This window comes from Pantoea sp. X-Soil-ISGK-355, from assembly GCF_059730805.1.
Genome location: NZ_AP035971.1, coordinates 1,757,394 through 1,783,531, shown reverse-complemented (window position 1 = coordinate 1,783,531; position 26,138 = coordinate 1,757,394). Strand labels below are relative to the sequence as shown.

23 protein-coding genes are annotated in these 26,138 nt (G+C 56.7%); 8 read left to right on the top strand and 15 right to left on the bottom strand.

Annotated features, from left to right (window positions below):
* The first annotated feature begins 5 nt into the window (after positions 1 to 5).
* The 3 genes from nadE (at position 6) to cho (ending at position 2,709) form a co-directional block, all read left to right on the top strand.
* Positions 6 to 830: an NAD(+) synthase gene (gene nadE, locus AC6I8J_RS08185; RefSeq protein WP_222924118.1), complete on the top strand. Its 825-nt coding sequence runs from the start codon at positions 6 to 8 to the stop codon at positions 828 to 830.
* 60 nt (positions 831 to 890) lie between these two features.
* A complete protein-coding gene (gene yddG / locus AC6I8J_RS08180; RefSeq protein WP_497825248.1) occupies positions 891 to 1,781 on the top strand; it encodes an aromatic amino acid DMT transporter YddG in 891 nt (296 codons plus the stop codon).
* A 67-nt stretch (positions 1,782 to 1,848) separates the two neighbouring features.
* On the top strand, positions 1,849 to 2,709 hold the full coding sequence (gene cho, locus AC6I8J_RS08175; RefSeq protein ID WP_161735854.1) for an excinuclease Cho: 861 nt from the start codon (positions 1,849 to 1,851) through the stop codon (positions 2,707 to 2,709).
* A 72-nt stretch (positions 2,710 to 2,781) separates the two neighbouring features.
* Here the strand turns inward: cho and spy are convergent, their stop codons facing one another.
* From spy to AC6I8J_RS08145, 6 genes are all read right to left on the bottom strand, one after another.
* Positions 2,782 to 3,276 (bottom strand): ATP-independent periplasmic protein-refolding chaperone Spy, encoded by a 495-nt coding sequence (gene spy / locus AC6I8J_RS08170; RefSeq protein WP_161735856.1) that lies wholly within the window; start codon positions 3,274 to 3,276, stop codon positions 2,782 to 2,784.
* A gap of 307 nt (positions 3,277 to 3,583) precedes the next feature.
* Positions 3,584 to 4,579: a succinylglutamate desuccinylase gene (gene astE, locus AC6I8J_RS08165; RefSeq protein ID WP_161735866.1), complete on the bottom strand. Its 996-nt coding sequence runs from the start codon at positions 4,577 to 4,579 to the stop codon at positions 3,584 to 3,586.
* 49 nt (positions 4,580 to 4,628) lie between these two features.
* Positions 4,629 to 5,957, bottom strand: a complete 1,329-nt coding sequence (astB, locus tag AC6I8J_RS08160; RefSeq protein ID WP_161735858.1) for an N-succinylarginine dihydrolase — start codon at positions 5,955 to 5,957, stop codon at positions 4,629 to 4,631.
* Positions 5,954 to 7,423: a succinylglutamate-semialdehyde dehydrogenase gene (gene astD, locus AC6I8J_RS08155; RefSeq protein ID WP_285085817.1), complete on the bottom strand. Its 1,470-nt coding sequence runs from the start codon at positions 7,421 to 7,423 to the stop codon at positions 5,954 to 5,956. The genes astB and astD overlap by 4 nt, the downstream gene beginning before the upstream one ends.
* Positions 7,420 to 8,451, bottom strand: coding sequence for an arginine N-succinyltransferase (astA, locus tag AC6I8J_RS08150; protein ID WP_161735862.1), 1,032 nt, complete (start codon positions 8,449 to 8,451; stop codon positions 7,420 to 7,422). Before astA ends, astD begins: the two co-directional genes overlap by 4 nt.
* Positions 8,448 to 9,668, bottom strand: a complete 1,221-nt coding sequence (locus tag AC6I8J_RS08145; RefSeq protein WP_497825247.1) for an aspartate aminotransferase family protein — start codon at positions 9,666 to 9,668, stop codon at positions 8,448 to 8,450. The genes astA and AC6I8J_RS08145 overlap by 4 nt, the downstream gene beginning before the upstream one ends.
* A gap of 926 nt (positions 9,669 to 10,594) precedes the next feature.
* On the opposite strand from AC6I8J_RS08145, the gene AC6I8J_RS08140 reads away from it, so the two are divergent.
* Positions 10,595 to 11,668 carry a porin gene (locus AC6I8J_RS08140; RefSeq protein WP_161736837.1) on the top strand — a complete coding sequence of 358 codons (1,074 nt, stop codon included), beginning with the start codon at positions 10,595 to 10,597 and terminating at the stop codon, positions 11,666 to 11,668.
* A gap of 77 nt (positions 11,669 to 11,745) precedes the next feature.
* Here the strand turns inward: AC6I8J_RS08140 and AC6I8J_RS08135 are convergent, their stop codons facing one another.
* Positions 11,746 to 13,302, bottom strand: a complete 1,557-nt coding sequence (locus AC6I8J_RS08135) for a putative bifunctional diguanylate cyclase/phosphodiesterase (protein WP_260058060.1) — start codon at positions 13,300 to 13,302, stop codon at positions 11,746 to 11,748.
* Positions 13,303 to 13,908: 606 nt separating this feature from the next.
* On the opposite strand from AC6I8J_RS08135, the gene AC6I8J_RS08130 reads away from it, so the two are divergent.
* The 4 genes from AC6I8J_RS08130 (at position 13,909) to AC6I8J_RS08115 (ending at position 16,885) form a co-directional block, all read left to right on the top strand.
* Positions 13,909 to 15,453 carry a methyl-accepting chemotaxis protein gene (locus AC6I8J_RS08130; RefSeq protein ID WP_161736839.1) on the top strand — a complete coding sequence of 515 codons (1,545 nt, stop codon included), beginning with the start codon at positions 13,909 to 13,911 and terminating at the stop codon, positions 15,451 to 15,453.
* On the top strand, positions 15,450 to 15,761 hold the full coding sequence (locus AC6I8J_RS08125) for a hypothetical protein (RefSeq protein WP_161736840.1): 312 nt from the start codon (positions 15,450 to 15,452) through the stop codon (positions 15,759 to 15,761). Before AC6I8J_RS08130 ends, AC6I8J_RS08125 begins: the two co-directional genes overlap by 4 nt.
* A gap of 335 nt (positions 15,762 to 16,096) precedes the next feature.
* Complete coding sequence (locus tag AC6I8J_RS08120; RefSeq protein WP_161736841.1) at positions 16,097 to 16,591, top strand: MarR family winged helix-turn-helix transcriptional regulator; 495 nt, start codon at positions 16,097 to 16,099, stop codon at positions 16,589 to 16,591.
* Positions 16,592 to 16,684: 93 nt separating this feature from the next.
* On the top strand, positions 16,685 to 16,885 hold the full coding sequence (locus AC6I8J_RS08115) for a hypothetical protein (RefSeq protein WP_237566777.1): 201 nt from the start codon (positions 16,685 to 16,687) through the stop codon (positions 16,883 to 16,885).
* 153 nt (positions 16,886 to 17,038) lie between these two features.
* Here the strand turns inward: AC6I8J_RS08115 and AC6I8J_RS08110 are convergent, their stop codons facing one another.
* The 8 genes from AC6I8J_RS08110 to AC6I8J_RS08075 form a co-directional block, all read right to left on the bottom strand.
* Positions 17,039 to 18,361: a methyl-accepting chemotaxis protein gene (locus AC6I8J_RS08110; protein WP_202605114.1), complete on the bottom strand. Its 1,323-nt coding sequence runs from the start codon at positions 18,359 to 18,361 to the stop codon at positions 17,039 to 17,041.
* Positions 18,362 to 18,590: 229 nt separating this feature from the next.
* The gene (locus AC6I8J_RS08105) at positions 18,591 to 20,024 is read right to left on the bottom strand and encodes a YchO/YchP family invasin (RefSeq protein WP_222924122.1); all 1,434 of its coding nucleotides are present in this window, start codon (positions 20,022 to 20,024) and stop codon (positions 18,591 to 18,593) included.
* Between the two features lie 175 nt (positions 20,025 to 20,199).
* On the bottom strand, positions 20,200 to 20,997 hold the full coding sequence (locus tag AC6I8J_RS08100) for an SDR family oxidoreductase (protein WP_497825246.1): 798 nt from the start codon (positions 20,995 to 20,997) through the stop codon (positions 20,200 to 20,202).
* An 11-nt stretch (positions 20,998 to 21,008) separates the two neighbouring features.
* Positions 21,009 to 22,076 carry an ABC transporter permease gene (locus tag AC6I8J_RS08095; RefSeq protein WP_222924123.1) on the bottom strand — a complete coding sequence of 356 codons (1,068 nt, stop codon included), beginning with the start codon at positions 22,074 to 22,076 and terminating at the stop codon, positions 21,009 to 21,011.
* 38 nt (positions 22,077 to 22,114) lie between these two features.
* Complete coding sequence (locus AC6I8J_RS08090; RefSeq protein WP_222924124.1) at positions 22,115 to 23,647, bottom strand: sugar ABC transporter ATP-binding protein; 1,533 nt, start codon at positions 23,645 to 23,647, stop codon at positions 22,115 to 22,117.
* 10 nt (positions 23,648 to 23,657) lie between these two features.
* The gene (locus AC6I8J_RS08085; protein WP_161735620.1) at positions 23,658 to 24,269 is read right to left on the bottom strand and encodes a DUF2291 family protein; all 612 of its coding nucleotides are present in this window, start codon (positions 24,267 to 24,269) and stop codon (positions 23,658 to 23,660) included.
* A gap of 45 nt (positions 24,270 to 24,314) precedes the next feature.
* Complete coding sequence (locus AC6I8J_RS08080; protein ID WP_222924126.1) at positions 24,315 to 25,250, bottom strand: D-ribose ABC transporter substrate-binding protein; 936 nt, start codon at positions 25,248 to 25,250, stop codon at positions 24,315 to 24,317.
* A 55-nt stretch (positions 25,251 to 25,305) separates the two neighbouring features.
* Positions 25,306 to 26,103: a GolD/DthD family dehydrogenase gene (locus tag AC6I8J_RS08075; RefSeq protein ID WP_161735616.1), complete on the bottom strand. Its 798-nt coding sequence runs from the start codon at positions 26,101 to 26,103 to the stop codon at positions 25,306 to 25,308.
* Positions 26,104 to 26,138: the final 35 nt, after the last annotated feature.

Genomic DNA, 26,138 nt, shown 5'->3' with positions numbered 1-26,138 from the left:
AGTTCATGTCACTGCAGCAGGAAATTATTGAAGCACTGGGTGTGAAACCCGCTATCGACGCCGACCAGGAAGTGCGCGTCAGCGTCGATTTTCTCAAAGCCTACCTGAAACGTCACAGCGGACTGAAAACGCTGGTGCTGGGAATAAGCGGCGGCCAGGATTCAACCCTGGCAGGCAAGCTGGCGCAAACGGCGATTACGGAACTGCGTCAGGAGAGTGGCGATAATGACTACACCTTTATTGCCGTGCGTCTGCCCTATGGTGTGCAGGCGGATGAGCAGGATTGTCAGGACGCGCTGGCGTTTATCGGGCCTGACCGTTCACTGGTGGTCAATATCAAAGAGTCGGTGCTGGCCAGTGAGCGCGCGCTGAAAGAAGCCGGTATTACGCTTTCCGACTTCGTGCGCGGTAATGAAAAAGCGCGCGAGCGAATGAAAGCGCAATACAGCATCGCAGGCATGACCAAAGGGGTAGTGGTCGGCACCGACCACGCGGCAGAAGCGGTCACCGGATTCTTCACCAAGTATGGCGATGGCGGCACTGATATCAACCCACTGTTCCGCCTGAACAAGCGCCAGGGCAAACAGCTGCTGAAGCATCTTGGCTGCCCGGAGCATCTCTACCTGAAGAAACCGACTGCCGATCTGGAAGACGATCGTCCTGGCCTGCAGGATGAAGTGGCGCTGGGTGTCACCTACGAGATGATCGATGATTATCTGGAAGGGAAAACCATCAATCCTGATAACGCCCGCATCATCGAAGGCTGGTATCTGAAGACCGAGCACAAACGTCGCCCGCCGATCACGGTATTTGACGACTTCTGGAAGTAATTCCACGCCTCCTTTGCCCCGACAAGGGAGGCTTCTCTCACTCACCTTGTTGATCGCTGCATGCCTGTCACCGTTTCGCGCGCCACTTTCATCGGACTTATTGCCATTCTGCTATGGAGCACCACCGTTGGCCTGCTGCGCAGCGTCAGTGAAGCCTTTGGTGCCACTGGCGGCGCGGCGCTGATCTATACCACCACAGCGCTCCTGCTCTGCCTGACCCGCGGCCTGCCAAAGCCCGGCGCAATGCCTGCGATCTATTTATGGCTGGGCGGGACCCTCTTCGTGGGCTATGAAATCTCTCTGGCGCTGGCGATCGGGCTGGCCAGCGATCGCAGTCAGTCGCTGGAGCTGGGAATGATTAACTATCTCTGGCCCTGCCTCACCATCGTGCTGGCTATTCCATTTAATCAGCAACGTTTCCGCGTCTGGCTCTGGCCCGGACTGCTGCTGTCGCTGCTGGGGATCGTCTGGGTAATGAAAAGCAGCGGCAGCGGGTCGCCTGCGCTGTTATGGCAGAACATGCTGCGTAATCCTGTCGCCTATGCACTCGCCTTTATCGCTGCCCTGACCTGGGCGATCTACAACAACGTTACCCGCCGCTGCGCCCGGGGTTCGAACGGCGTCACGCTGTTTTTTATCCTGACCGCGATGGCGCTGTGGATTAAATATGTCTTTAGCGATCGTGCCGCGCCGATGACCTTTGCACTGGTTCCACTGCTGGAGGTGCTGTTTGTCGGACTCTCTACCGCTATCGCCTACTCCGCCTGGAACCACGGGATTCAGCAGGGCAACCTGACGCTGCTGGCCACTGCCTCGTATTTCACGCCCGTGCTGTCGGCCCTGCTGGGATCGCTATGGCTCAGCCTGACGCCACCGCTGGTCTTCTGGCAGGGGGTCGCGATGATTACCCTGGGTTCGCTGATCTGCTGGCTGGCGACACGGCGTCTTTAACCAGACGGCTGGCGATCATTTCGCCTGCCTGTTATGCTGTATGGACAACCAGTAAGTGGAGTTCATTTTGGCCAGACGTGCTGCCATTCTTCGTCCCGAACCCGACGCGAATAAAATTTATCAATATCCTGAACACCTGCGTGAATGGCTGGAAGGTCTGCCGAATCACCCTGGTGTCTATACCTTTCACGGCGAGAGTGAGTCACTGCCGCTCTACATCGGTAAAAGTGTCAATCTGCGTTCGCGGGTAATGTCCCATTTTCGCACCCCTGATGAGGCGAAAATGCTGCGTCAGTCGCGGCGAGTAAGCTGGATCCCTACCGCAGGTGATCTCGGCGCACTGCTGCTGGAAGCGCAGATGATCAAAACCCAGCAACCGCTGTTTAATAAGCGGCTGCGCAAAAACCGGCAGCTCTGCTCGTTACAGATTACCGATGGCAAACCGAATGTGGTTTACGCAAAAGATCTCGATTTCAGCCAGTCTCCCAACCTGTTTGGCCTCTATCGCAGTCGCTTTGCTGCGCTTGAACGACTGAAGCAGCTTGCGGATGAGTATCAGCTCTGTCATGGCCTGCTGGGTCTGGAAGCGCTGAGTGCGGGTCGGGGCTGCTTCCGTTCGGCACTGCGCCGCTGCGCCGGTGCCTGCTGCGGTAAAGAGCCGGTCAGCGATCATCAGGATCGTCTGCTGGAAGCGCTGGAGAATGTCCGGGTCTTTTGCTGGCCCTGGCAGGGTGCCGTAGGTCTGGTGGAGGAAGGCAAAGAGATGACCCAGATTCACGTCATCGACCACTGGTTCTATCTTGGTTCGGTGAACAGCATGGATGAGGCCAGAAAACTGCAGCGGCCCAAAGGCGGTTTTGACCACGACGGCTACAAAATCCTCTGCCGCCCGATTCTGTCGGGTGCCTACCCGATTCTTCCGCTATAAAAAAACCGCCGATGCTGCCCACTTACTTCAGTGGACAGCGTCGGCGGTCTCAGACCGGTGGCTTAGCTAAGGTTATTCAGCCGGTTCTGCTGGCGGTGCCATTTTTCCATCATGCGGGCCTTTCTCAGTCAGACGCTTTTCAAAGTTCGCGTTGTACTGTTTTTTCTGTTCCGGCGTCAGCACGTTATAGAGCTTGTTCTGAGTTTCCAGCATCTTCAGCGCATGCTCTTTCGCATTTGCGGACATTTTTTCTGCCTGCGCTTCTGCTTTGCTCTGGTCGAAGCTGTCAGAGGCAATGATGCTGTGGGCTGCGCGACGCTCATCCAGCGACGGACGCTGCATATCTTTGTGGCTCTCTTTCATGATGTCACGCATCTGCGTTTTCTGCGCGTCGGTCAGGTTCAGACCTTTAAACATCATCTCCGGGCCATGACGCATTGGCGGTTTATGCAGCGCTTTTTCGCTGCCTGCTGGCGGTGGAGTCAGGTTATCTGCAGCAGCATGGACGGCGGTAGCTGCACCAAACGCCAGCGAAGAAGCCAGTAAAAGGGAAGTCAGTTTGCGCATAATCGTGTCCTTATAATTCATGATAATGACGACAGCACTCTGTCGCGTCTTCGGAAACAAGCATACGACGCTGAACGTCAACTACTCAGAGCCTGAGTAAAGCCGTGAAAGCATAAAAGATAAAAATCGGGCAATCATGAAGAGAATAAGAAGAAAGGCGTGAGGAATTGAAAACGTTTATGAATTTACAGCGAATTTCGCAGAAATCATGGAGGAGTGTAAGGGTTACGACAGGAAAGCGGAAGGCTCTCTCGCGCTTTTCCTGCCGATTTTTTAGCGCCATGAACAGCGCTGGTAAGTTCAGCCATCAGACCGGCAGTGCCTGAGTCTGTTCGCCCTCTTCTATCAGCATCAGCCCGGCACGCAACCCGGCTGCTACGTTGGGGTTTGGGAACAGCACATATTCCCGTGCCTGCTGCACGTAATAGCGGGTGTTGCCATCTTCCGCCAGTAACGTCCCCTGTGGAAAGGCGGTAAAGTTCAGCGTTTCCGGCGACATATGGAGCGTGAAGTGCTCACTCAGCCGGGTGATCTGCTGCGCAACCCGATAGTGGCGCGGCTTAACGGTAGTGACGGGCATGGCTTCACCATAGAGTAAAGATGCCAGCGCCTGCTGTGCTGCACTGAACTGGCTGAGATCGTTCTCGCCAAACGGCAGCGCTTTGCCCAGCTCGAGGGTACAGCTGGCCGCACCGAAGTGTTCGCAGCTGAAGTGAGTAAAGGTGCCGCCCGGCGCGCGATGGAAAACCAGCGCTTCAAGCCCGGCAGCGGCCAGCCAGTCAAGAAACGCAGGTGGCCAGGGGCGCTCGTTGTGCGGCATCACGCCGAACTGAGGATGATAAGAGCCGCGAATCGCCGTGTGCATGTCGAGATGCCAGCGCGTCTCATCGCACTCGCCCAGCTGCCAGAACGTTTCCAGCGTCTGCTCCAGCCGCAGCACGCGGCGGGCCTCATCGCCATCGTCAATCTGCTGCCAGCGTCCGCCAAACAGCCGGTTGATGTCATAGCGCACATAGCGCTTACCCGCCCGCAGCGCTGTGGGATTACCCAGAATCACCAGCATGCGCTGCTGCAGCGATTTTTCACCGCGCAGCAGGGGATTAATCAGCTGGTTCACGATTTCAACCGGGGCGGTTTCATTACCGTGGATCCCGGCGGAAAGAACCAGCGCCTGTTTAACCGGCACCGTTGGCTCCATTAACAGTATGCCGTGATACAACCACTGCCAGCGAAGATGCGCCGTTTCACCACTGCGCTTACGCGGCACCTCGCCGGAAAGCGTTTGCTGTAAAAAGTCCTGCATCATTCCTCCTTTGCGCCTGAGCAGATGGCAGACTCTTCTACCTCCTGCTTCACTGCTGAAATGCGTATACATTTCCTAAGTCTAGCAGCTTCGTCAGTTCATCCAGCGCGTCCCGTCCCTCACGCAGCAACTGCGGGTCGACCAGATCGGCCTGCGTCAGGCGATCGCGGTAATGGCGGTCAACCCAGCTATTCAGTGTGCTAAAGAGTTGATCGTTCATCAGCACCGCCGGATTCACTGCCTGCTGCTCCTCTGGTGTCAGCACGACCCGCAAACGCAGGCAGGCTGGCCCCCCTCCGTTATACATGCTTTCGCGCAGATCAAATACCTTCAGGGCTTTCAGTGGCGAGTCCCCTTCGACCTGTTCGCACAGGTAGCGCCATACGCCCGCATGCTGACGTGACTCTTCCGGCAGCACCAGCATCATCGTGCCGTCGGGACGGCTCAGTAGCTGGCTGTTAAACAGATAAGTCTCTACCGCCTCTTTCACTGACACCCGATCTGCCGGCACTTCCAGTGCCACAAAACCGGGGACGCGCGCCCGAAGCTGCGCCAGCAGTTCAGGCTGATCAACAAAGGCGTGCTGATGACAGAACAGCATCTGCTGGTTGCTGACCGCAATCACATCGTTATGAAACACACCCTGATCGATCACCACAGGATTCTGCTGGGCGAACAGCACGCGTTCGGGTGAAAGCTGATGCAGACGGGCCACCGCCTCGCTGGCCTCACGTGTCTGCCGCGCCGGGTAACGTTGCGGAGCGTTGCCCTCATGGCTGCTGTCGCGGCCATAGACAAACAGCTGCACGCCGCGCTCGCCATAGGCGCCGCCGAGCCGGTTGTGGTTAGCCGCGCCTTCATCACCAAACATCGCCACCTGCGGCAACGCATCATGCACGGCAAAATGGCGGTCGTCGCGGAAGATGGAACGCAGCAACCAGACCGTTTCCGGCGCTTCCATCGCCCGGTGGAATTTGTTGTTAAGGTTTGCCACCGTCAGGTGAACCCGGCCATCCAGGCTGTCTGCTGACGGCGAAACCGTAGCGGCATTGGCGACCCACATTGCCGACGCGGAGCTGCAGGCGGAAAGTATTCCCGGCGTAGTTTTCCCGGCCGTCGCCAGCACCTGCTCATCGCTGCCGCTGAATCCGAGCTGACGCAGCGCCGCAATATTGGGCCGCTCATGTGGCGGGATCACCCCTTGCACGTAGCCCATATCGGCCAGCGCTTTCATCTTCAGCAATCCCTGCTTTGCCGCCAGACGGGGATTCGAGGGCTGCAGCTGGTTGCGGGTTGAGGCTTCGTTACCAAACGACAGCCCGGCATAGTGGTGTGTTAATCCCACCAGCCCATCAAAGTTGGCTTCGGTTGCCTTCATGATCTCGTCTCCGGTGCGGAGAAATCGAGTCCCGGCGACAGCGTAGCGGGTAACGTAAGGTCTGGCGTCTCCAGTGAGGCCATCGGCCAGGCGCAGTAATCCGCCGCATACCAGGCACTGGCGCGATGGTTGCCCGACGCCCCAATGCCGCCAAATGGTGCGGTACTGGCTGCGCCAGTCAGCGGTTTGTTCCAGTTGACGATGCCGGCGCGTGCTTCCAGCAGCAGCTGATCAAACTGCTGGCGCGAAGGCGAAATTAATCCGCACGACAGCCCGTAACGGGTCTGGTTCGCCAGCGCAATCGCCTCATCAAAGGTGTCATAGCGGACGACGCCCAGCAGCGGACCAAAGACCTCTTCATCCGGGATGCCCTGCACGCCGGTCAAATCGATAATGCCTGGCGTCAGAATGGCGCTGTGGCGATCCGGCCAGCGCATCGCCAGCCGCACCTCACCGCCCGCCTCAACCCGACGTTGCCACTCACTCATAATCTTCTCTGCCGCGCCGGTCGAGATCACACTGCCCATAAAGGGTTGTGGCTCCGCATTCCACGCGGCCGGTTGAAGTCGCCCCGCCACCTCCACCAGCCGCTGCAGAAACGCATCACCCGCCTTGCCGCGTTTAACCAGCAGACGCCGGGCGCAGGTGCAGCGCTGTCCGGCGGTAATAAAGGCGGACTGCAACGTGATGTTGACGGCCGCATCCAGGTCAGCCGGATCTTCTACAATCAGAGCGTTATTGCCGCCCATCTCCAGCGCCAGCATCTTCTCAGGCTGACCGGCAAACTGACGATGCAGCTGATAGCCGGTATGGGCGCTGCCGGTAAACAGCAGGCCGTCGATCTGGCTACAGGTGGCCAGCGCCTGCCCGGTTTCACGTCCGCCCTGCAACAGCGCCAGTACGCCAGCTGGCAAGCCCGCGGCCAGCCAGATCTCAACCGTTTTTTCGGCAGTCAGCGGCGTCAGTTCGCTGGGTTTAAAGACCACGCAGTTGCCCGCCAGCAGCGCCGGGACGATATGACCGTTTGGCAGATGACCGGGGAAGTTATAGGGACCAAACACCGCCAGCACGCCGTGGGGACGATGGCGCAGCGAGCTTTCGCCTTCATGCTGCTCACCGGTGCGGCTATGGTACGCCTTTACTGAAAAGCCGATTTTATTGATCATCGCGCCGACTTCGGTCAGCGCTTCCCAGCGCGGCTTGCCGGTTTCACGGGCAATGGTTTCTGCCATTTCTGTTTTGTGCGCTTCAAGCCCGGCCGCAAATTTCTCTATGATCGCCTGCCGTTCCGCCAGCGGGCGTCTGGCCCAGACCGGAAAGGTGCCGCGCGCCGCGTCACAGGCCACCGTGACCTGCGCGGCCGATGCCGCCTGGCCCTGCCATAGCGTCTCGCCGCTGACCGGATCCGCTTTGGTCAGGACCTCCGCGTCACCGTCTACCCATTCTCCCTTTATCAGGTGCGTCATGCTGTTTTCTCCTCTTTGCAGAGCGTCACCACGCGCAGGCTGTCGCCCGGCTGGCAATGGAGCGCCCGCATCTGTTCATCCGTAAGCTGTACGCTGTCGCTGTCGGCATGGGCCGGGATCAGCGCCACACGGAACTGGCGGTAATGGTTATTGGCAACCAGGCAGAGCGGCGCATCAGCCGGGTTTTCACCCCGATCTGCGCTGCGCAGACGGCTTTTGCGCACAGCACGGATATGGTCGATATCGCACTCCAGCGTCGGGCCGCCATCAAAGATGTCAACATAGTTGAGGTAGCGGAAACCTTCCGCCTCCAGCACGGCACGGGCAGGGGCAGTTTGTGGATGCACCTGCCCGATGACCGCCTGCGCCTCTGGCGTCAGGTAGTCGATATAGAGCGGGTGTTTCGGCATCAGCTCCGCGATAAACGATTTCTGGCCGGTGCCGCTGAGGAAATCGGCTTTACTGAATTCCATTGAGAAAAAACGGCTGCCCACGCTCTCCCAGAACGGCGAATGGCCCTGCTCATCGCTGACACCACGCATCTCAGCCACCACGCGGTCGGTGAAGCGTTCACGGAAGTTCGCCATAAACAGGAAACGGGACTTCGAGAGCAGATAACCATTTTTGCCGTCACGGTAATCGGGATCGAGAAACAGCGTACACAATTCACTGCTGCCGGTGTGATCGTTACTCAGCGACAGCGTTGGCAGCGCGGCGTAGACATTCAGCTCTTTCGAGGCGTGCACCTGCGTGCCGACGCGAAAGTTGTACCAGGGATCCTGCAGGCCGACCGCCACCTCGATAGCGCAGATGCCGACAGCGCGATTATCTTCACTGTCCGCCAGTACAAAAACATAGCCCTGTTCAGCGCGCGGCAGCGTATCCTCCCAGGTCTGCAGCGATCGATCGATACGCGCCTGTAAGGTGGCGCTATCAACGGGCAGCGAGGTCAGCCCACCGCCGGTTTTACCGGCCAGCGCCATCAGCTGGCTTAAATCATCGCGTTCAACCGGACGGATTACCATCATGATGCGGACCCTCGAACCAGGCGTGCACACACCTCAGCAAAGCGTGCCATGCCGAGCTTCACTTCCTGCTCACTGATATTCAGCGCGGGGGCAAAACGTACCACGTTGGCCCCGGCAATCAGCACCATCACGCCCATCTCAGCGGCGGCAAGGTTGATTTCTTTGGCTTTACCGGCAAAGTCGTCGCTGAGCACCGCGCCAATCAGCAGACCCAGACCGCGCACCTCTTTAAACAGATGCAGGCGCTGATTGATCTCATCAAGGGCCGCGACAATCCACTCGTGGCGCTGCGTGACACCTGTCATCATGTCAGGCTGGTTGATCAGCTCCATCACTTTACCGGCAACCGCGCCCGCCAGCGGATTGCCGCCATAGGTGGTGCCATGGGTACCGACGCCCATCACCAGCGCCAGATCGTCACGGGTCAGCATCGCACCTATCGGGAAGCCGCCACCCAGCGCTTTGGCGCTGGTGAGGACATCCGGCGTGACGCCATAGTGCATATAGGCGTAAAGCGAACCGGTACGCCCCACGCCGCTCTGCACTTCATCAAAAATCAGCACGGCCTGATGCTTATCACAGAGTTCACGCAGTCCGCGCAGGAACGCTGGATCGGCAGGCAGCACGCCGCCCTCACCCTGGATCGGTTCAACAATTACGGCGCAGGTATGGTCATTAATCAGTTCGGCAGCTGCAGCCAGATCGTTAAACGGTGCATGCTGAATCTCAGCCGGCAGCGGCGCAAAATCTTTTGAGTAGGCGGGCTGACCACCGGCTGAGACGGTAAACAGGGTGCGACCATGAAACGCATTTTTAAACGCCACGATGCCACTTTTATGCGGGCCAGCACGGTCATGCGCGACTTTACGCGCCAGTTTCAGTGCTGCTTCGTTTGCCTCCGCGCCGGAGTTACAGAAGAACACCCGGTCTGCAAAGGTGGCGTCGATTAACTGCTTCGCCAGTCGCAGAATCGGTTCGTTGGTGTAGCCATTACCGGTGTGCCATAACCGTGCGGCCTGTTCCTGCAACGCCTGCTGTAACGCCGGATGCGCATGCCCTAACGCATTGACGGCGATGCCACCGGCAAAGTCGATATAGTCTTTACCGTTTTGATCCCAAACGGTCGAGCCTTCTGCGCGAACCGGTATAAAGGTCGCTGGTGCATAAACCGGCATCATCCATTGATCGAAATCGTGACGCGAAACGTGCAGTGCCATAACCCACTCTCCTGCTTTACTTTACCGGCCGGGTAAAGCTTATGTTTTAAAATTGTTAAAAGATGTTGTAATGCAGCCCTACTGTAGAGTGCAGTTAACGTGCCAGCCAGAGAATTAATGCATAAAATGGTTACCACAACGCAATATCAATGAGTTAGGTGGTTACAATATTCACTTAATTTGCATATATAGTGAATAATCTTCTGACTGAAGCGGCAAAGCCGGGTTTTAAACAGCAGAATTATGCATTCGCGGGATGAAATATCGCTTTTGTGATCGCTGATAAATTATCTCTCCATAAAAACCCATTCTTTGCCCTTTTTTAGCGCAGTTTGCCTCTCACTGGTGCAGCCGTAGCTGCGGGATTTCGTCTGGCAAAAGAGGGTTTAATGGCAAAACTTAACAAACTATTTTCATTTATCACGCCAGGCGAATTAATTTCCCCGCCTGTTATCGTTCAATTAATGATCAATGTGATGACGCTTTAATCACTCTCGTGCGGATTATTTCTGACGTGATTATCGGGCGGGAAATAATATTTATTAAAAGATGCACAGATATTAATATGCAGGCTAATGGTTAGAAGTGAATCCTTGTGGAATTATCACTATCAGAATACTCACTATAATTAATGCAGAGCTTTATCTGATTAATTTATATACTTTAAAGTTATGAACTTTAGCGCAAAAAGGCATTTAACTTATTGATTAAAAACCATATCAATACAGAAAGTTCAGGCATTTTATTAGAAGAAAATCTTATTACCTTGTCATTTAATCTTCTGTAGTCCGATGATATCCATTAGCTGAATATAGACATCACATTTTGTTACTTTTATTGCACTTTGTAATTTTAACTTTTTGTGTCATTTTCATTTCACCCCGCATCAGGGGAATAATAATTAATGAATACAGGGTAATAATTAAATGATGAAGCGCACTTTACTGGCGGCTATTATGCCGTTACTGATCGGTCTTTCCTCCGCACAGGCCGCAGAAATTTATAACAAGGATGGCAATAAGCTGGACCTGGTCGGCAAGATTAACGTGTCACACCTCTTTTCTGATGACGATAACAACAACGGCGATACTTCTTCGTATGCCCGTTTTGGTTTCAAGGGCGAGACGAAGATTACCGATCAGCTCACCGGTTATGGTTTCTGGCAGTATCAGTACAGCCTTCACAACTCCGAAGGCAGTGACGCACAGGCTACCAACCGCACCCGTCTGGGTTATGCTGGCCTGAAATTTGGCAAGGCCGGTGCGCTGGATTACGGACGTAACTATGGCCTGGTCTATGACGCGCTGAGTTACACCGATATGCTGCCGTTCTTCGGCGGTGATTCCGGTTATACCGACGCCTTCCTCTCTGGCCGCTCAACCGGCGTGCTGACCTGGCGTAACAGTGATTTCTTTGGTCTGGTAGACGGGTTAAACCTTGCTGCACAGTATCAGGGCAAAAACGACCGCAGCAGTAACATCGACGGCGTGCGTCGTTCCAATGGCGATGGTTTTGCCCTCTCCGCGTCTTATGACTTCGATTTCGGCCTGAGCTTCGCTGGCGCATTTGCCAGCCTGGATCGCACCACGGCGCAGAACGCAGCCGCACGCGGTGAAGGCGATAAAGCCCAGCACTGGGCGACCTCAGTCAAATATGATGCGAACCAGGTGTATCTGGCCGCGATGTACGGCGAAACCCTGAACGCCACGCCGATTAGCGGCGGCTTCGCCAACAAAGCGCAAAACTTTGAAGCCGTGGCGCAGTATCAGTTCCTGAACGGCTTGCGTCCATCCGTGGGTTACGTCTCATCGAAGGGCAAAGAGATTGAAAATATCGGCGATGCCGACATTATTAAGTACACCGCCGTGGGTGCCACATACTACTTCAACAAGAACATGTCGGTCTATGGTGAATATCGCATCAACCTGTTGAAAGATAACAACCCGCTCGGTCTGGCGACCGACGACATCACCGCGCTGGGTCTGATTTACCAGTTCTGATGAGACAGCAGGCCCGGCGCTTCCTGCCGGGCCTGTTGACTGACTCACGCCAGGCATAATCTGTTCTCACGCCGGTTTCAGCCCAGCGCCCTGACTAAGTTAACCGCCACGGCCTCTTCCTCCATCAGCTCTTCCACGTTGGCCGAGGCCAGCAGCGTGGTTGCCTGCCCGGCAGGTACCGGACGGCTGAAAAGATACCCCTGACCATAATCACAGCCGCGTTTTCTCAGCCACCGCAGCGTGGTGACGTCCTCGATCCCCTCTGCCGTAATCACCACATTCAGCCCCTGACAGAGCGCCAGCAGCGTTTCCACGACTTTCCGCTGCTCCGACCCGGTCACAATTCCGGCAATAAACGTCTGATCAATTTTGATTTTGGTAATACCCAGCCCCAGTAATACGGAGAGATTGGAATAGCCGGTACCGAAATCGTCCAGTACCACGCCGATACCGTCCTCTTTCAGCTGACGTATCGCCTCACGGGCATCATCAGAGATGGTCATGACGTTCTGTTCCGTGATCTCCAGTTCCAGCATAACCGGTCCGGCTTGCTGCATAATGCGGGACAGACAGGTGGTCAGCGACGGTCTCAGCAGCTGCTCCGGGGTAATGTTCAGCGACAGGCAGAGCCCGGCAGGCCATGCCCGTGTTGCACTGACCGCATCCTGCAGCAGCGCCACGGTCATGCTGTCCATCAACCCCAGCCGTTCCACCACCGGCAAAAACTCGGCCGGTGAAACCGTCTGCCCCGACGCGGTGATCCAGCGTGCCAGTATTTCAAAGCCGGTAATATTTCCGCTTCGCAGCGACACCAGCGGCTGCAGAAAGGGAACGATAGCGTGGCCGCTGACGGCGGCAACCACCTCCTGCTCCAGCCTTTCGCGCTGGCGAAAACGCAGTTCCATATCTGGCGAGAAGCGCGCCAGATAGGCGCCCTTATCCTGCTTCGCCTCGTATAACGCCAGATCGGCTGCCCGCATCACATCAGCCTGCGCCGTGCAGGTTGAGCTGGCAATACCGGCTGAGAGACTCAGGAAGGTGTGGGGACCGGTGCGGATGGATGTCGCCTGCTGACAGAAACGCCTCGCGGCATCAAGCGCCTGATCCGCCTGAGAAGCATCGGCAACAATGGCAAACTCATCCCCACCTACGCGGAATACCTGGCTCCCGCTGTCGGCCGAGGCAGTCAGCAGACTGGCCAAAGCGATCAGCGTGGCATCACCCTGACGATGACCGTTCAGATCATTGATACTTTTGAACTCATTAATGTCGAGCAGTGTCAGGGTATAGGGCACCTCACCAGCATCAAGTTCTGCAATATACTCATTCAAGGACCGGCGGTTCAGGACCCCGGTCAGCGCATCGGTTCCGGCCAGCCTGAGCGCATCTTTTTCCGCTCTGAGTGCTTTGCGGATCAGATTCGCGATAAACAGCGCCGGAATAATCATCGCCAGCCCGGCAAATGAGGTTGAGGTCACGATAAACCGCACCCGCTCACTGGTTTCAAAATCGGGATCGTAGCCCAGGCCCAGCAGGCTGGAAATCCGTGCCTCAAGCCCGAATTCCCACAGTGTTGAGAGTAAAATGATGGTCGCAATATTCAGCACTGCGAGCCAGAAAAGTTTCAGGCGCATGCGTTCATTCCCGGTGATGGAGAGTGTCAGAGTGTTGTTTTAATTATCAGTAAAAAACCGGGGTGTATTTCTTATAGCCTGTCAGCTTAACTACCGACGATAATCACCCCTCCGCTATTTCTTTTTATAGAAATCACGCGTTCTCACCCGCCTCGCGCCAGCACAACAGAAGAGCTGCACTGAGCGGCGCGTGCCGGTTACGTCATCAATATCGATGAGTGTTCTATCGGCAGCGGCGGCGAGATTAACAGGCCGGTCCGGTTATATTTGTGCATTACAAGGGTTCCGACGGGTTATGCATCCGGGATGGTGCACCACCGCACAGCGCGTCAGAATGCACCATGCCAGCCATATTAAATTTTTAATTAACAATAAGTTGATGTGTCATTATCGCCGCAGGTCGTTGCGCAAATTTGCGTTACAAAGCCTGAGAATATGACACTTTTTTATTTTTTTACTGTCGGTCCAATCACGCGGGGCACACTCCGGCAGAACGGACTTTTGTTGTACAAAACTAAATAGCGATCAATTTAGTTGAACCCAACCCTACAGAACCCTCTCCGACTGCCGATACCGGATTACCCAACGAACGCTTCTGGAAGATCGATGAAAATCTCAACGCGCCTTAGCGCAGGTTTTGGCCTGCTGATTTTGCTATTTATTATTTGTGCCGGTACCGCGATTCAGGCGCTTAATAGCGCCCGTAATAGCATGGACGAAGTGGTCAATGTCCGGCTGAAAAAGTACCAGACCGTACTGGATATGCGTGGCGGCGTGCGGGATATGGCTATTGCAGTGCGTAACCTGGCCCTGATGACCGATCCTGTTGCGATGAAGCCAGAATGGGAACGTCTGCAAAAACAGCAGGCGCTTTACATCAGCAATCGTGAAGCGCTGTCGCACATGATGCAAACTGACGCCGGCCCCGCGGGACGCGAGGCGATGGGCAGAATTGAATCTGCCGAAGGGGCCGCGCTATCCACCCTGATGAACGCCGGGAAACTCGGGCTGGAAAACCGTCAGCAGGAGGTTACCGACTATCTGTTAACCGTAGCGCGTCCTGCGCAGCAGACTCTGCTTAAAGCGATCAACGATCTGACGGAGCTTGAGATGCGCAACAGCCGGGATGCGGTGGTGGAAAACGGTAACGCGATCGCCCGCACCACCTGGATACTGATCATCCTGGCAGCAATCTCCGTGCTGGCTGCGGTCGCCACCTGCGTGTTTATTGTGCGTATGCTGATGCGTCAGCTGGGCGGCGAACCTGTTCAGGCACAGACGCTGGCTGCCGCAATTGCCGCTGGCGATCTCACCTCCGCAGTTACGCTACGCCGTGGCGACAGCACCAGCCTGCTTGCCTCGTTAAGCGGTATGCAGACCAATCTGCGCGGGCTGGTGTCGCAAATTAAAGAGGCTTCCGCTTCGGTGGCGCTGGCGGCCGATGAGATTTCTCAGGGCAACAGTGAGCTGTCATCCCGTACCGAGCAGCAGGCTGCTGCGCTGCAGGAAACCGCAGCCAGCATGGAGCAGCTCACTGCCACCGTAAAAAGCAATGCGGCGGGCGCGCATCAGACGGCGGGTTCAGCACGCGAGGCTGCCACGCTGGCTCATGCGGGCGAAGTGGATGTTCAGCGCCTGTCAGAAACCATGCATGACATTTCGCTGAGTGCCGTGCGGGTGCGTGACATTACCTCTGTGATAGAAGGTATCGCTTTCCAGACCAATATTCTGGCGCTTAACGCTGCCGTAGAAGCAGCACGTGCCGGTGAAGACGGTCGCGGATTTGCTGTGGTCGCGGGTGAAGTCCGCTCGCTGGCCCAGCGCAGCGCCACTGCAGCGCGCGACATCAAGCAGCTGATTGAGCAGGCGGTCACGCAGGTTGAAGAAGGCGTCACCGTAGCGGCAGGAACGGGTGAGCGCATCCTGGAAATTGTCAGCCGCGTGGGCGAACTGGCCGATGCCATGGACAACCTCTCACTCTCCTCCGGTGAACAGATGCAGGGCATCTCCCAGGTCAGTATTGCAGTCAGTCAGATGGACGGCGTCACGCAGAATAACGCTGCGCTGGTGGAAGAGTCCTCTTCCGCGTCACAGTCCCTGCTGGCGCAGGCGCGCGATCTGCGCGGCATGGTGGGGACCTTCACCGTATGAACCCTTCCGGCGGACAACTCTCCGTCGGCACGGCTGACCTTATCAGCCGGATCGGTGGCCTGAAACAGGATGTGGATATTCTGCTTCAGCAACTCAGTGAAGGCGAGTATCTGAGTGTGGATACGTTCGCCAATAACTGGATACATCTGACCCAGCTTTACAGCCGGATTCAGGCGCACATGAGTGATCGCGCCCTGATGGACAAACTGGTGCGCAGCGACCTGTTGCTGGCCGCTGACCTGCTGGCGGTGGGAAGAATGATTGCGGTCATGGATAACTTTCTGCGCTGCGCGGTCATTACCCGATGACCGGATCAGAGCGCTGACAGTGCACGGCATTCACTTCTGCGTTAAATGCTGAAATTTTGCAGCAAATCTTCGCCGTTTTGCCCCTGGCGCACGTTGTGCGCCAGGGGCTGCGCCCGGTTATATTGACTTCAATTTAATTTGACTCAATACTGAGCCACCTTTCAACCGGAGGCGTAGCCAACGGCTTTTCCTCTCGCCGCGAAAGCGATTGAAAGTTGGGTTTCTGACACCCGAAAAGAGATGCTGCTGCAGTCAGCATCTCCCCGATATACACTTAGCAAGACTTCAGGGCTGATAAGCCGCCGGTGGTCTGGCTCTCCTGCCCCGGACTCAGAATGAGTAAAAATATGAATGATGAAACCGTGGGGATCGCTGATACGTCTCCCGCCAGTGCCGCGCCAGAAACCATCGACCAGTTTCTCTGCTTTGCGCTCTATTCCGCATCGCTCGCCATGACAAAGCTCTATCAGTCGCGGCTGAAACCGCTTGGGCTGACCTATCCGCAGTATCTGGTACTGCTGGTGCTGTGGGAAAAAGATCGCCTGACCGTTTCTGAGATTGGCGCGCGCGTCCGGCTGGATTCCGGCACGCTCAGTCAGCTTCTGAAGCGGCTGGAGAGCGCTGGCATTATCTGTCGGCAGCGTGACACCGGGAAGGATGAACGTCGGGTTGTGGTCTCACTGACGGAACAGGGCCACCAGCTTAAAGTCGCGGCGGCGGGTGTCCCGGCAGATATGATCTCAGTAATGGATACCGCCTGCAGTGAGCTGGGTGAACTGACGACCCAGGTTGCCACACTGCGGGAAAAACTGCTTAAGGCTCTGCCATAATGCTCGCTTTCGATAAACAGACGGGCAGGCTGAATCACCGACGCGTTGCCCATTCAGATGCTGTTCAGCAGAATTGCTGCCCTGGAGTTTCTTTTGAGCATCGATAAACCGGCGGATATGGATGATGTCCATGCCGTGGTAGGACAGGCTGTTTCCAGCCTGCTGAAGTCAGGTAAGACAGCAGGAATCCAGGAAATCATTGCGTTTCTGAAACAACAGGAAGCGCGGTCTGTCAACGGTCAGAGAGAAGTCTACGCCAGAGCCGTTCGTGTCGTGACGAAACTGGTTAACTGACCATGCCGGGCTGAGCGGCGCTGTTCAGATAAGCGTCACAACCGCCGTTCCTTATTCTCCTGTTCGTACCCACGCCGGACCTGGCCCGATTCATCCCTGCTCTTCCGGGCCACGCCTTCACCGGCCCTGTTTACCCGGCCGATGAAGGCGTCGTTATTCGCTATGTGCCGCGCGGGCAACGTCTCTGACGGCGCTTTCAACCCGCTCTGAATCCTTCTTAATACTGGCAATCACGTCTCCTGCCTCACGCATCAGCAGTACCCCCTGACCGGTGTTCGCCAGCGAGGTTTCAATTCCCCGCAGCACCTCTCTGGCCAGTTGATTATTCCCTGTGGCTACCCGCTCAATCTCCTCGGTCGCACTGCTGACGCTGGCCGCCAGGCTGCGGACCTCTGCCGCCACAACGGCAAAGCTGCGGCCTGACGTGCCCGCCCGCGCCGCTTCAATGGCGGCATTCAGTGCAATAAGGCGGGTCTGCATGGCAAAGCGTCGGATGGTTTCAACCATGCCATTAATGCTGTCAGACTGGCTGTTCAGGCGCGTCACATCTGCCGAGACCACGCTCATCTCTTCAGCAATCCGGCTGATCATCTGAATGCTGTTGTCGATAACATCCGCACCCGCCTGTGCACTTCCCCGCGTCTGTACGGCCATGTTCCAGGCATTTAATGCCGCATCATATTCCTGCTGATTACGTAGCACCTGTTCCGTCACATCGGTGGCGAATTTAACAATTTTAATGAGCTGCCCATCGCTGTTAAAAACCGGGTTGTAAGTGGCCCTGAGCCAGAGCGGTTCGCCACGCCGGTTAAGACGGGGAAACTGGCCCGAAAAAAACTCGCCCTGATTCAGCCTCACCCAGAACTGCCGATACTCCTCACTCTGAGAGAGCGCATCCGAACAGAAAAGCCGGTGATGCTTTCCTGTTACTTCAGCAGCCTGATAGCCGGTAGCCTTAAGGAAGTTATCATTTGCCTCCAGCACGTGGCCGTCAGGACTGAATGCGATCACGGCCATGGAGCGGCTGATCGCATTGATGATGGACTCCTGCTCCAGTGATGACTGCATTCTTTCTGAAATATCAGCCGCTATTTTCACGATTTTGAATACCCGTCCGCGCCGGTCAGTCACCGGAATATAGCTCGCCTCCAGCCAGACCGGTCGCATGCCGTTCGCCAGCCGCAGATATTTATCACTGAAGCTTTCGCCTGCCGCCAGACGCTGCCAGAAACGTTGGTACTCTGGCGAGTTCACCAGCGCGGGCGGGCAGAACATGCTGTGATGCTGGCCGACAATGTCGTCCGCCCGGTATCCCATGGCGGCCAGAAATAGCGGGCTGGCTTTCTGAATAATGCCCTCAGGCGTGAACTCAATCACGGGCATAGCGCGCCCCAGCGAGCGGAAAGACGCGGCGGCGTGCAGATCACGCTGACGAAGAAAAGCAGGGACAAGATATTTCAGTAAACTCAGGCGCATAAGCAAGACCAGTAAACGATGGAATTGCTCTTATCATCGGCATTTTGCCAGCGTCCCTTACGCATCGCTGCGATAGTTGCGACTGATGATTGCAACATGATGTTACTACTGACACATAAGCCTGACGGCCGCACAGCATCGGTACAGTGGTCAGATGAATCCGGGCGGACGGGTCATGCATCACGCTGGTCAGATTTACCCGCCAGAGCGCATTGCTGGCAGGTTCCCGCTACAGCGCCGTACCGGTAGGCGCCATTAAATCGTAACGATCGGTCTGCGGAGCCGCGTCCATCGCCATCGGTGGCTCAACCTTCAGGGTGATCCAGTTAGAGGTGACACGCTGCTGCTTGCTGTCCTCCAGCGTCACCGACAGCCGGTATTCGTTGCTGGCGTCTGGCGACGGATCCCATTGCGGTAAAATCACACTCCAGCCCTGCGGATCGGCGTTATTGGCCGGTGGCGTCAGGCTCAGCGCCTGCGTGTCACCCTGCCAGCTCACTGCCCTGATGTCATTGCTTGCCCGCACCTGTAGCTTCAGCGGCAGACTCTCGCCACTGCTTAACTGCCAGGGCGGTGTCGCCAGAAATACCGACAGGGTTTTGCGCTGACGGAATGAGAGCACCGGCGTATCGCTGCGGGTCACGGTATCGTAACGGCTGCCACGCAGAGAGCGCGCTTCCGCGACGTTACCGGCGTCAAGCTGACGGCTCAGCGCCACGCCGAAGCGATAGTTCAGTTTCAGCCCCAGTTGATCCTGGCTTTCACCGGCACTGCTGGTTTTGTGAGTAGCAGACAGCGTTACCAGCGGCACCGGTGTGTAAGAGAGGCCAAACGACATTGCAGAGGGATTGTGATAGCGGTTGCCGCTGTTAAACAGATCGACATTTTCACCCAGATATTGCTGATAGCTTACCGAGACGCCCAGCTGACGATAAAAGGGCAGATAGCTCTGGCTGGTGATGTCATAGCCGCGCGCCATGCGCTGCTGCTGCGAACTGCCAAGATTTTTCCAGCCGGAAAGTGGCTGATAGTAGTTGGCAGAGAAACGCATCGAATCACTCCAGGCTTCAGTTCCCACCGAGGCGCGCTGCAGGCCGCTGCTGAAGACGTGATCAACAAAGCCGTTGTAGCCCAGCAGCCAGTTACCGGCGTCCCACCGCTGTCCCAGTCCCGCATTGCCGACCAGACCCTCACCGGTATCATGCAGGCCAAGCTGGCTGAAGGTAAGCTGGCTATTCTCGTCGGCCAGTGCGCTGAAGAGATCGCCGCCAGTGCCGGTGAAGTTTCCGTTCATGTCGACTTTCAGGTCCAGCTGCGCGTTACCATAAGGCGACAGCAGTGACTGCCCTTCGCTCTCAACCCGACCGGCCACTTCATCACGCAGATGATTGAACGCCCAGACGCCCGCCTGCTGGCCAAACGTCACATTGCTGTCGCTGTTGTTACTCGCTTCACCGATGCTTTTCGCCACAGCCGCCAGCTTTTTGCTCCATGCTTCATCCTCGTCGCTGGTGCTGCCGAGCGTCGGGAGCGAATCACTGTAGCGCGCAGGATTGTCGAAGGGCGTTTCTGACACTGTTGTTTCAGTCTGGAACGCGTGAGCGCTCTGCAAGGCAGAGAGCGACAGCGCAATCAAAGAGAGAACCCCTGTTTTCCGTATCATGTCACCTGGCACATTGATTAATTTGTCACTGCGATAAAAGTCAAATTCATTCACAGTTACCTTAACATATTGTGACGGCGATGCAGGACAGCAGAGGCAAATTGTGCATATACCAGAAAAGTCTGGCAGAAAAAAAGGCCTGCTATGTAGCAGGCCTGGATCATCTCTGGCGTCATCAGGAGAAGATTAAGCCGCCATCGACATTAATAGTCTGTCCGGTGATATAGCGCGCATCTTCTGAAGCCAGAAACGCCACCAGCCCGGCCACATCCTCCGGCTGACCGGCACGCTTCAGCGGAATATTTTTCACCCACTCGGCCATCAACTCACCTTTGCCGTAGGTTTTCTCCTCGCTGCTGAGGATCTCGCCCCAGACGCGATCGTTGTAATCCCACATCTCACTCTCAATGATGCCGGGACAGAAGGCGTTGACCGTAATGTTCCACGGTGCCAGCTCCAGCGCCAGACTCTGAGTGATGCCGATGACCCCCATTTTGCTGGCGGCATAGTGCGGCGTGTAAATAAAGCCCTGCCGTCCCTGCCCCGATGAGGTGTTAATCAGACTGCCGCTGCCCTGCTTCACCATATATTTCGCGGCTTCACGACAGCAGAGCCAGACGGCGGTGGTGTTCACAGCCAGAATCCGCTCAAAGTCGCTTTTCGGCATGGTGTCGAAACGGTCAATGGTGATCACGCCCGCATTCTGAATCGAGACATCAATCTGTCCAAAGCGTTTAAAGGCCTGCTGATAGAGCTGCTGCACCGCCGCTTCATCCGTAACGTCGACCCGCAGCGCCAGAATCTCACTGCCGTACTGCTCTTGAAGCTGGTCAGCTGTGGCAAAGACCCGATCGGCATTCGACACCATCACCAGCCTGGCCCCGTCGCGGGCGAAACGCGCCGCGATCCCGGCACCGATGCCGCGACAGGCACCGGTAATCACCACTGTTTTTGCACGTTGTTCGCGGCTCATAATTGCTCCTGTTAACTGTGACGAACATCAGTGAGAGGCGCTGCCTGCTGCTTTTTTTCATGGCGACGCAGCAGCACCACTTTGCTTTGCAGACGCTGCTGGAACTGGTCGATCACGACGGCTGTGACAATCACCAGACCTTTAATTACCATCTGCCAGAAATCGCTGACGCCCATCATCACCATGCCATCCGCCAGGAAGACGATAACGAACGCGCCAATAATCGAGCCGGACACCCGCCCACGCCCGCCCGCCAGCGCCGTGCCGCCCAGCACGGTGGCACCAATGGCATCCATCTCAAACATGTTGCCGGTCATCGGATGCGCAGTCTGCAACTGAGAGGCCACCACCAGTCCGACAAGCCCCGCGCAGAGGCCGGAAAAGGCGTAGACAAAGACTTTCACCTTGATAATCGGCACGCCCGCCAGCCGCGCGGCGGACTCATTGCCGCCAATGGCGTAGATGTAACGACCCAGCGGGGTTTTGCGCGTCAGATAGAGGCCGAGCAGTAAAAAGCCGAGCATCAGCCAGATTGGCAGATAAACACCCATTACGGTGCCGGAGCCGAGCAGCGAAAAGCCGGTGTTGCCCAGCGCGGGCACTCCCACCAGGTTAGCGTAGGTGCCGCCGTCGTTGAACAGCAGTGCCGCCCCGCGCGCCACATACATCATGCCCAGGGTGCAGATAAAGGGGGCCACGCCCAGTCGGGTGATCACCGTGCCGTTAATCAGCCCCACCAGCACGCCAAAGATCGCCACCACCAGAATCACTTCAGGCACGTTGAGAAACAGCGTATTGCCGCCCCATAACGGAATGCCATTGGTCAGCAGCGCGCCCGCCACCATGCCGCAGATCCCCGCGACCGCGCCCACCGAGAGATCGATACCGCCGGTGAGGATCACCAGCGTCATGCCAATCGCCAGCAGTCCGGTAATGGCGACGTGCTGCGTCATAATCAGCAGGTTAGAGGGCGTCAGAAAGTTCGGCACCATCACGCTGAAGAAGCCGACTACAATCAGCAGCGCAATAAAGGTGCGCGCCTTGAGGAGGTACATATAGAGCAGGTATTTTTGGTTCATGACATTCTCCGGCCAGCTTAGCCCAATGGGTCAGGCGCTTAATCCTGCGGGGTTGATGCCGCGATCAGATGTTCTCTCGTTGCCGCTGCGCGGGGCAGATCGGCAGTTATCCGGCCATCGGCCATCACTAAAATGCGGTCCGCGAGCGCCATCACCTCATCCAGTTCAGACGATGAGAACATGACGGCCAGCCCCTGCTGAGCCAGATTGCCAATCAGGTGATAGACGTCGTTTTTGGCACCGACATCGATGCCGCGCGTCGGCTCATCCAGCAACACCACCTGCGGCCCGGTCATCAGCGCTTTACCCAGCACGACCTTCTGCTGATTACCCCCGCTTAGCGCCGTGACCGGCAGATCGGGATCGCTGACTTTGATCGCCAGATGGCCGATCATCTCATTGACCCGCTGCTGCTCCCGGCCGGGATTCAGCAGCCCCAGCGCCCGGCGAAAACCGCGCAGGCTGAAATCAGAGAGTGTCATGTTGGCGGTGATCGACATCAGTTCAATCACCCCTTCGCCTTTGCGATCTTCCGGCACCAGCGCGATGCCACTTTTCAGCCGCTGCTGGAAGCTGCGCTTTGCCAGATCCTTACCGGACAGCCGTACCCGGCCCGACTGACAGGGCATCAGGCCAATCAGCCCCTTAAACAGCTCGGTGCGCCCGGCACCCAGCAGACCATAAATGCCGATTACCTCGCCCTTGCGCAGGGTAAAACTGACCTCATTAAGCTTGTAGCCACCGTTCTGATGCAGCGCGGTCAGCCCCTCGACCTCCAGCACCGTTTCTCCTTGTGGCGCAGGCTGATAGTCGAACTGTTTTTTCTTATCGCCCACCATCTGGGCGATAATCCACGGCACGCTGGCGTCGCGCACCTCGCGCTCACTGATAAAACGGCCATCGCGAAAAATGGTGATGTGATCGCCTATCTCCATCAACTCTTCCAGCCGGTGTGAGATGTAGATAATGGTGACGCCGCGTCGCTTCAGCTGGTCGATGACATTGAACAGCACTTTGACTTCCGACTGACTCAGGGCACTGGTGGGTTCATCCATGATCAACACCCTGGTATCCTTCGACAGCGCTCTGGCAATCTCCACCAGTTGCTGATGCCCGATGCCCAACTCGCCCAGCGGTGCATAGGGATCGACATCGAGCTGCAGCCTTTGCAGCAGCGACTTCGCCAGCGCGTACTGATACTTCTCATTGATGACGCCGCGCTGGAAAAACTCGTTGGCGATAAAAATGTTGTCCATCACGTTCATGTTGGGAAACAGATTCAGCTCCTGAAAAATGATGCTGATCCCCTGCTTCTCCGCCTGATGGGTGGAGTTCAGCGACACCACCTTGCCATCCAGCAGAATCTCGCCCGACGACGGCGTTTCAACCCCGGCCAGCATCTTCATCATGGTGGACTTGCCGGCCCCGTTCTCCCCAATCAGGACATTCACTTTGTTGCGGTAGACCCGATAGCTGACCTGATCGAGCGCGGTCACGCCGGGATAGAGACGCGACACGTTGCGCGTTTCGATAATCACGTCGCCGGACGTTTGCGGTTGCGGATTTTGCATCTGCCGCTCCTTATTGCCGGGTGATGGCAGCCGGGGTGATATCCGGCAGCTGTTGCGGAATGTCCCAGCTGCTGAACACGCCGCTGACCATCACTTTGTCGCCCACTTTTGGCGCGAACTGTTGCATCAGGGCTGAGGCGTGCTGGTTAATCGCCTTACCGTAATCACCAAAAAGCACCTGATCGTTAAAGTCCTGATAACTCGCGCCTTTATAGACATCGCGCAGCGCCGTGCCCCGGATGATCGGTCCCACCTGAATAGTGACACTGTCACCTGATTCATCCTTTACGGTCATCTTTCCGCTGCGGGAAGTGGTATTGACAGCCGTTACCTGACCGCGAACGGAGACGCTGAAAATACAGGGGTTCTCAGCCTGACTGCGATAGCCGTAGGTCTGACAGGCGCTGTCAAAGTCTTTGGCAGACTGGAGCGACGTCATCAGCGCTGCCAGCGGTTTCGCCTCCGCCTGGACCTGCGGCACCAGCTTCTGTTGCCAGAGCTGGTCGATGTTGGCCATCTTCGGATTGGGGGGATTCTTCAGGTCAGCCAGCTCCTGCTGCGACACAATTTTGCAGCCGCTTAGCAGCATGACCACCAGCGTCAGCCAGACTCTTCGGGACATCTTCTTCTCCCTGGCGCCCGCTCGCGCAGGCGCGGCAGCGGTTAATTACGACTTGTAGTTAAAGTCCTGGACGCCTTTGGCGTTTTCCGGAGTAATCAGAATGCCGCGGAACATGACACGCTGTTTCTCCGGCTTCACGCCTTTCTGAATGAAGTTATCGAGATCGGTCACGCCTTCAGCGGCAATCGCCTGCGCCTGCAGCATCACCGTGGCTTTCAGCGTACCCGCTTTGACCGCATCGCGTTCGTCGTTGCTGCCATCAATCCCCACCACGATGACATCGTTGCGACCGGCTGCCTTGAGCGCCGCAATGGCACCCAGCGCGACCGGACCGTTACCACAGATCACGCCTTTCACATCCGGGTGCGCCTGCAGGATGCTGTCCATAATGCGCTTGCCATCGATCAGGGTGCCTTTGGCATCCTGACGCGCCACGCTCTGCATATCGGGATACTGATCCAGCACCTGATGGAACGATTTAGAACGGGTCACGCAGTTGTTGTCGGCCAGGTTACAGGCCAGCTCGGCGTATTTGCCCTTTTCCCCCATCTTTTCGACAAAGACGTTGGCCACATCTGAACCCGCCTGGAAGTTGTTGTGGGTAATCTGCGCCAGCGCCACGTCATCTACCGGGATTTCACGGTTGATCAGCACCACCGGAATGCCGGCATCTTTGGCTTTTTTGATCGCCGCTACGCTGGCGGTGGAGTCGGCGTTATCCAGCACGATACCCTGCACTTTCTTACCGATAGCGGCATCGATCAGTTCGCTCTGCTTCTTCACATCTTCGCCGTGCGACAGCACCGTGGTTTTGTAGCCCAGCGACTGCGCTTTGAGGTTGGCCCCTTTGGCTTCGGAGGCGTAGTAAGGATTATCGAGTGAGTTAACCAGAATCATAATGGTGCCTTTTTCGGCGGCAAACGCCGCCTGAGAAACCAGACAGGCAGCCACGGCAGTACACAGCAGGGTACGGTTTTTCATGATGTTCTCTCTTATCGTTATGGCAGGGTATGAAGTCCCGGGTGTTGGGTTGGCCTTACCAGATGGTGAAGCCACCATCGATCATCAAATCTGCGCCGGTAATCATGTCGCTGCCGTTGCTGGCAAAGAACAGCACGGCGGCGGCGATCTCATCGGTATAGGCAAAGCGACCCAGCGGAATCAGCTTTTTCATCTGCTCGCCTTTCTCGCCGCGCCAGGCTTTCTCGCCCATCGGCGTGAGCACCACGGTGGGCGACAGGGTATTCACGTTGATGCGATGCGGAGCAAACTCTTTGGCCATCACTTTAGTCATGCCCAGCAGACCCGCTTTGGCGGAGGTGTAGGCGACATGATTGTCGATCGCGATGGACGCCGCCTGGGAGGCGATGTTAATAATCTTGCCGCCCGCACCGGCACGAATCATCAGCCGTGCGGCCGCCTGCGAGCAGAGGAAAGGGCCGGTAAGATTCACCGCGATCTGCTTCTGCCACTCAGCAAAATCAGTCTCAATCACCGGCTGCAGCATCACGTAGCCTGCGCAGTTGACCAGAATATCGATGCGGCCATAGTGGGAAACCACCGCGTCAAACGCCTTTTCCACCGACGCGGGATCGGTGACGTCACAGCAGACAAACTGTACCCGATCGGCCGCGAAGTCCGCCTGCAGACTGGCAACTTTCTCCGCTTCAAACGGCGGATAGAGCAGTGCCAGATGCGCGCCCTTCTCCAGCAGCATGCCATTGGTTGCCATGGCGATGCCGCCCAGCCCGCCGGTCACCACCGCCACCTTACCGGCCAGATTCATTGCAGTATCCACGCCGTAGCGCAGGTTTACGTCATATTCACCACTCATCCCACTCTTCCCCTGATTTTTGCTGATGCCGTTGA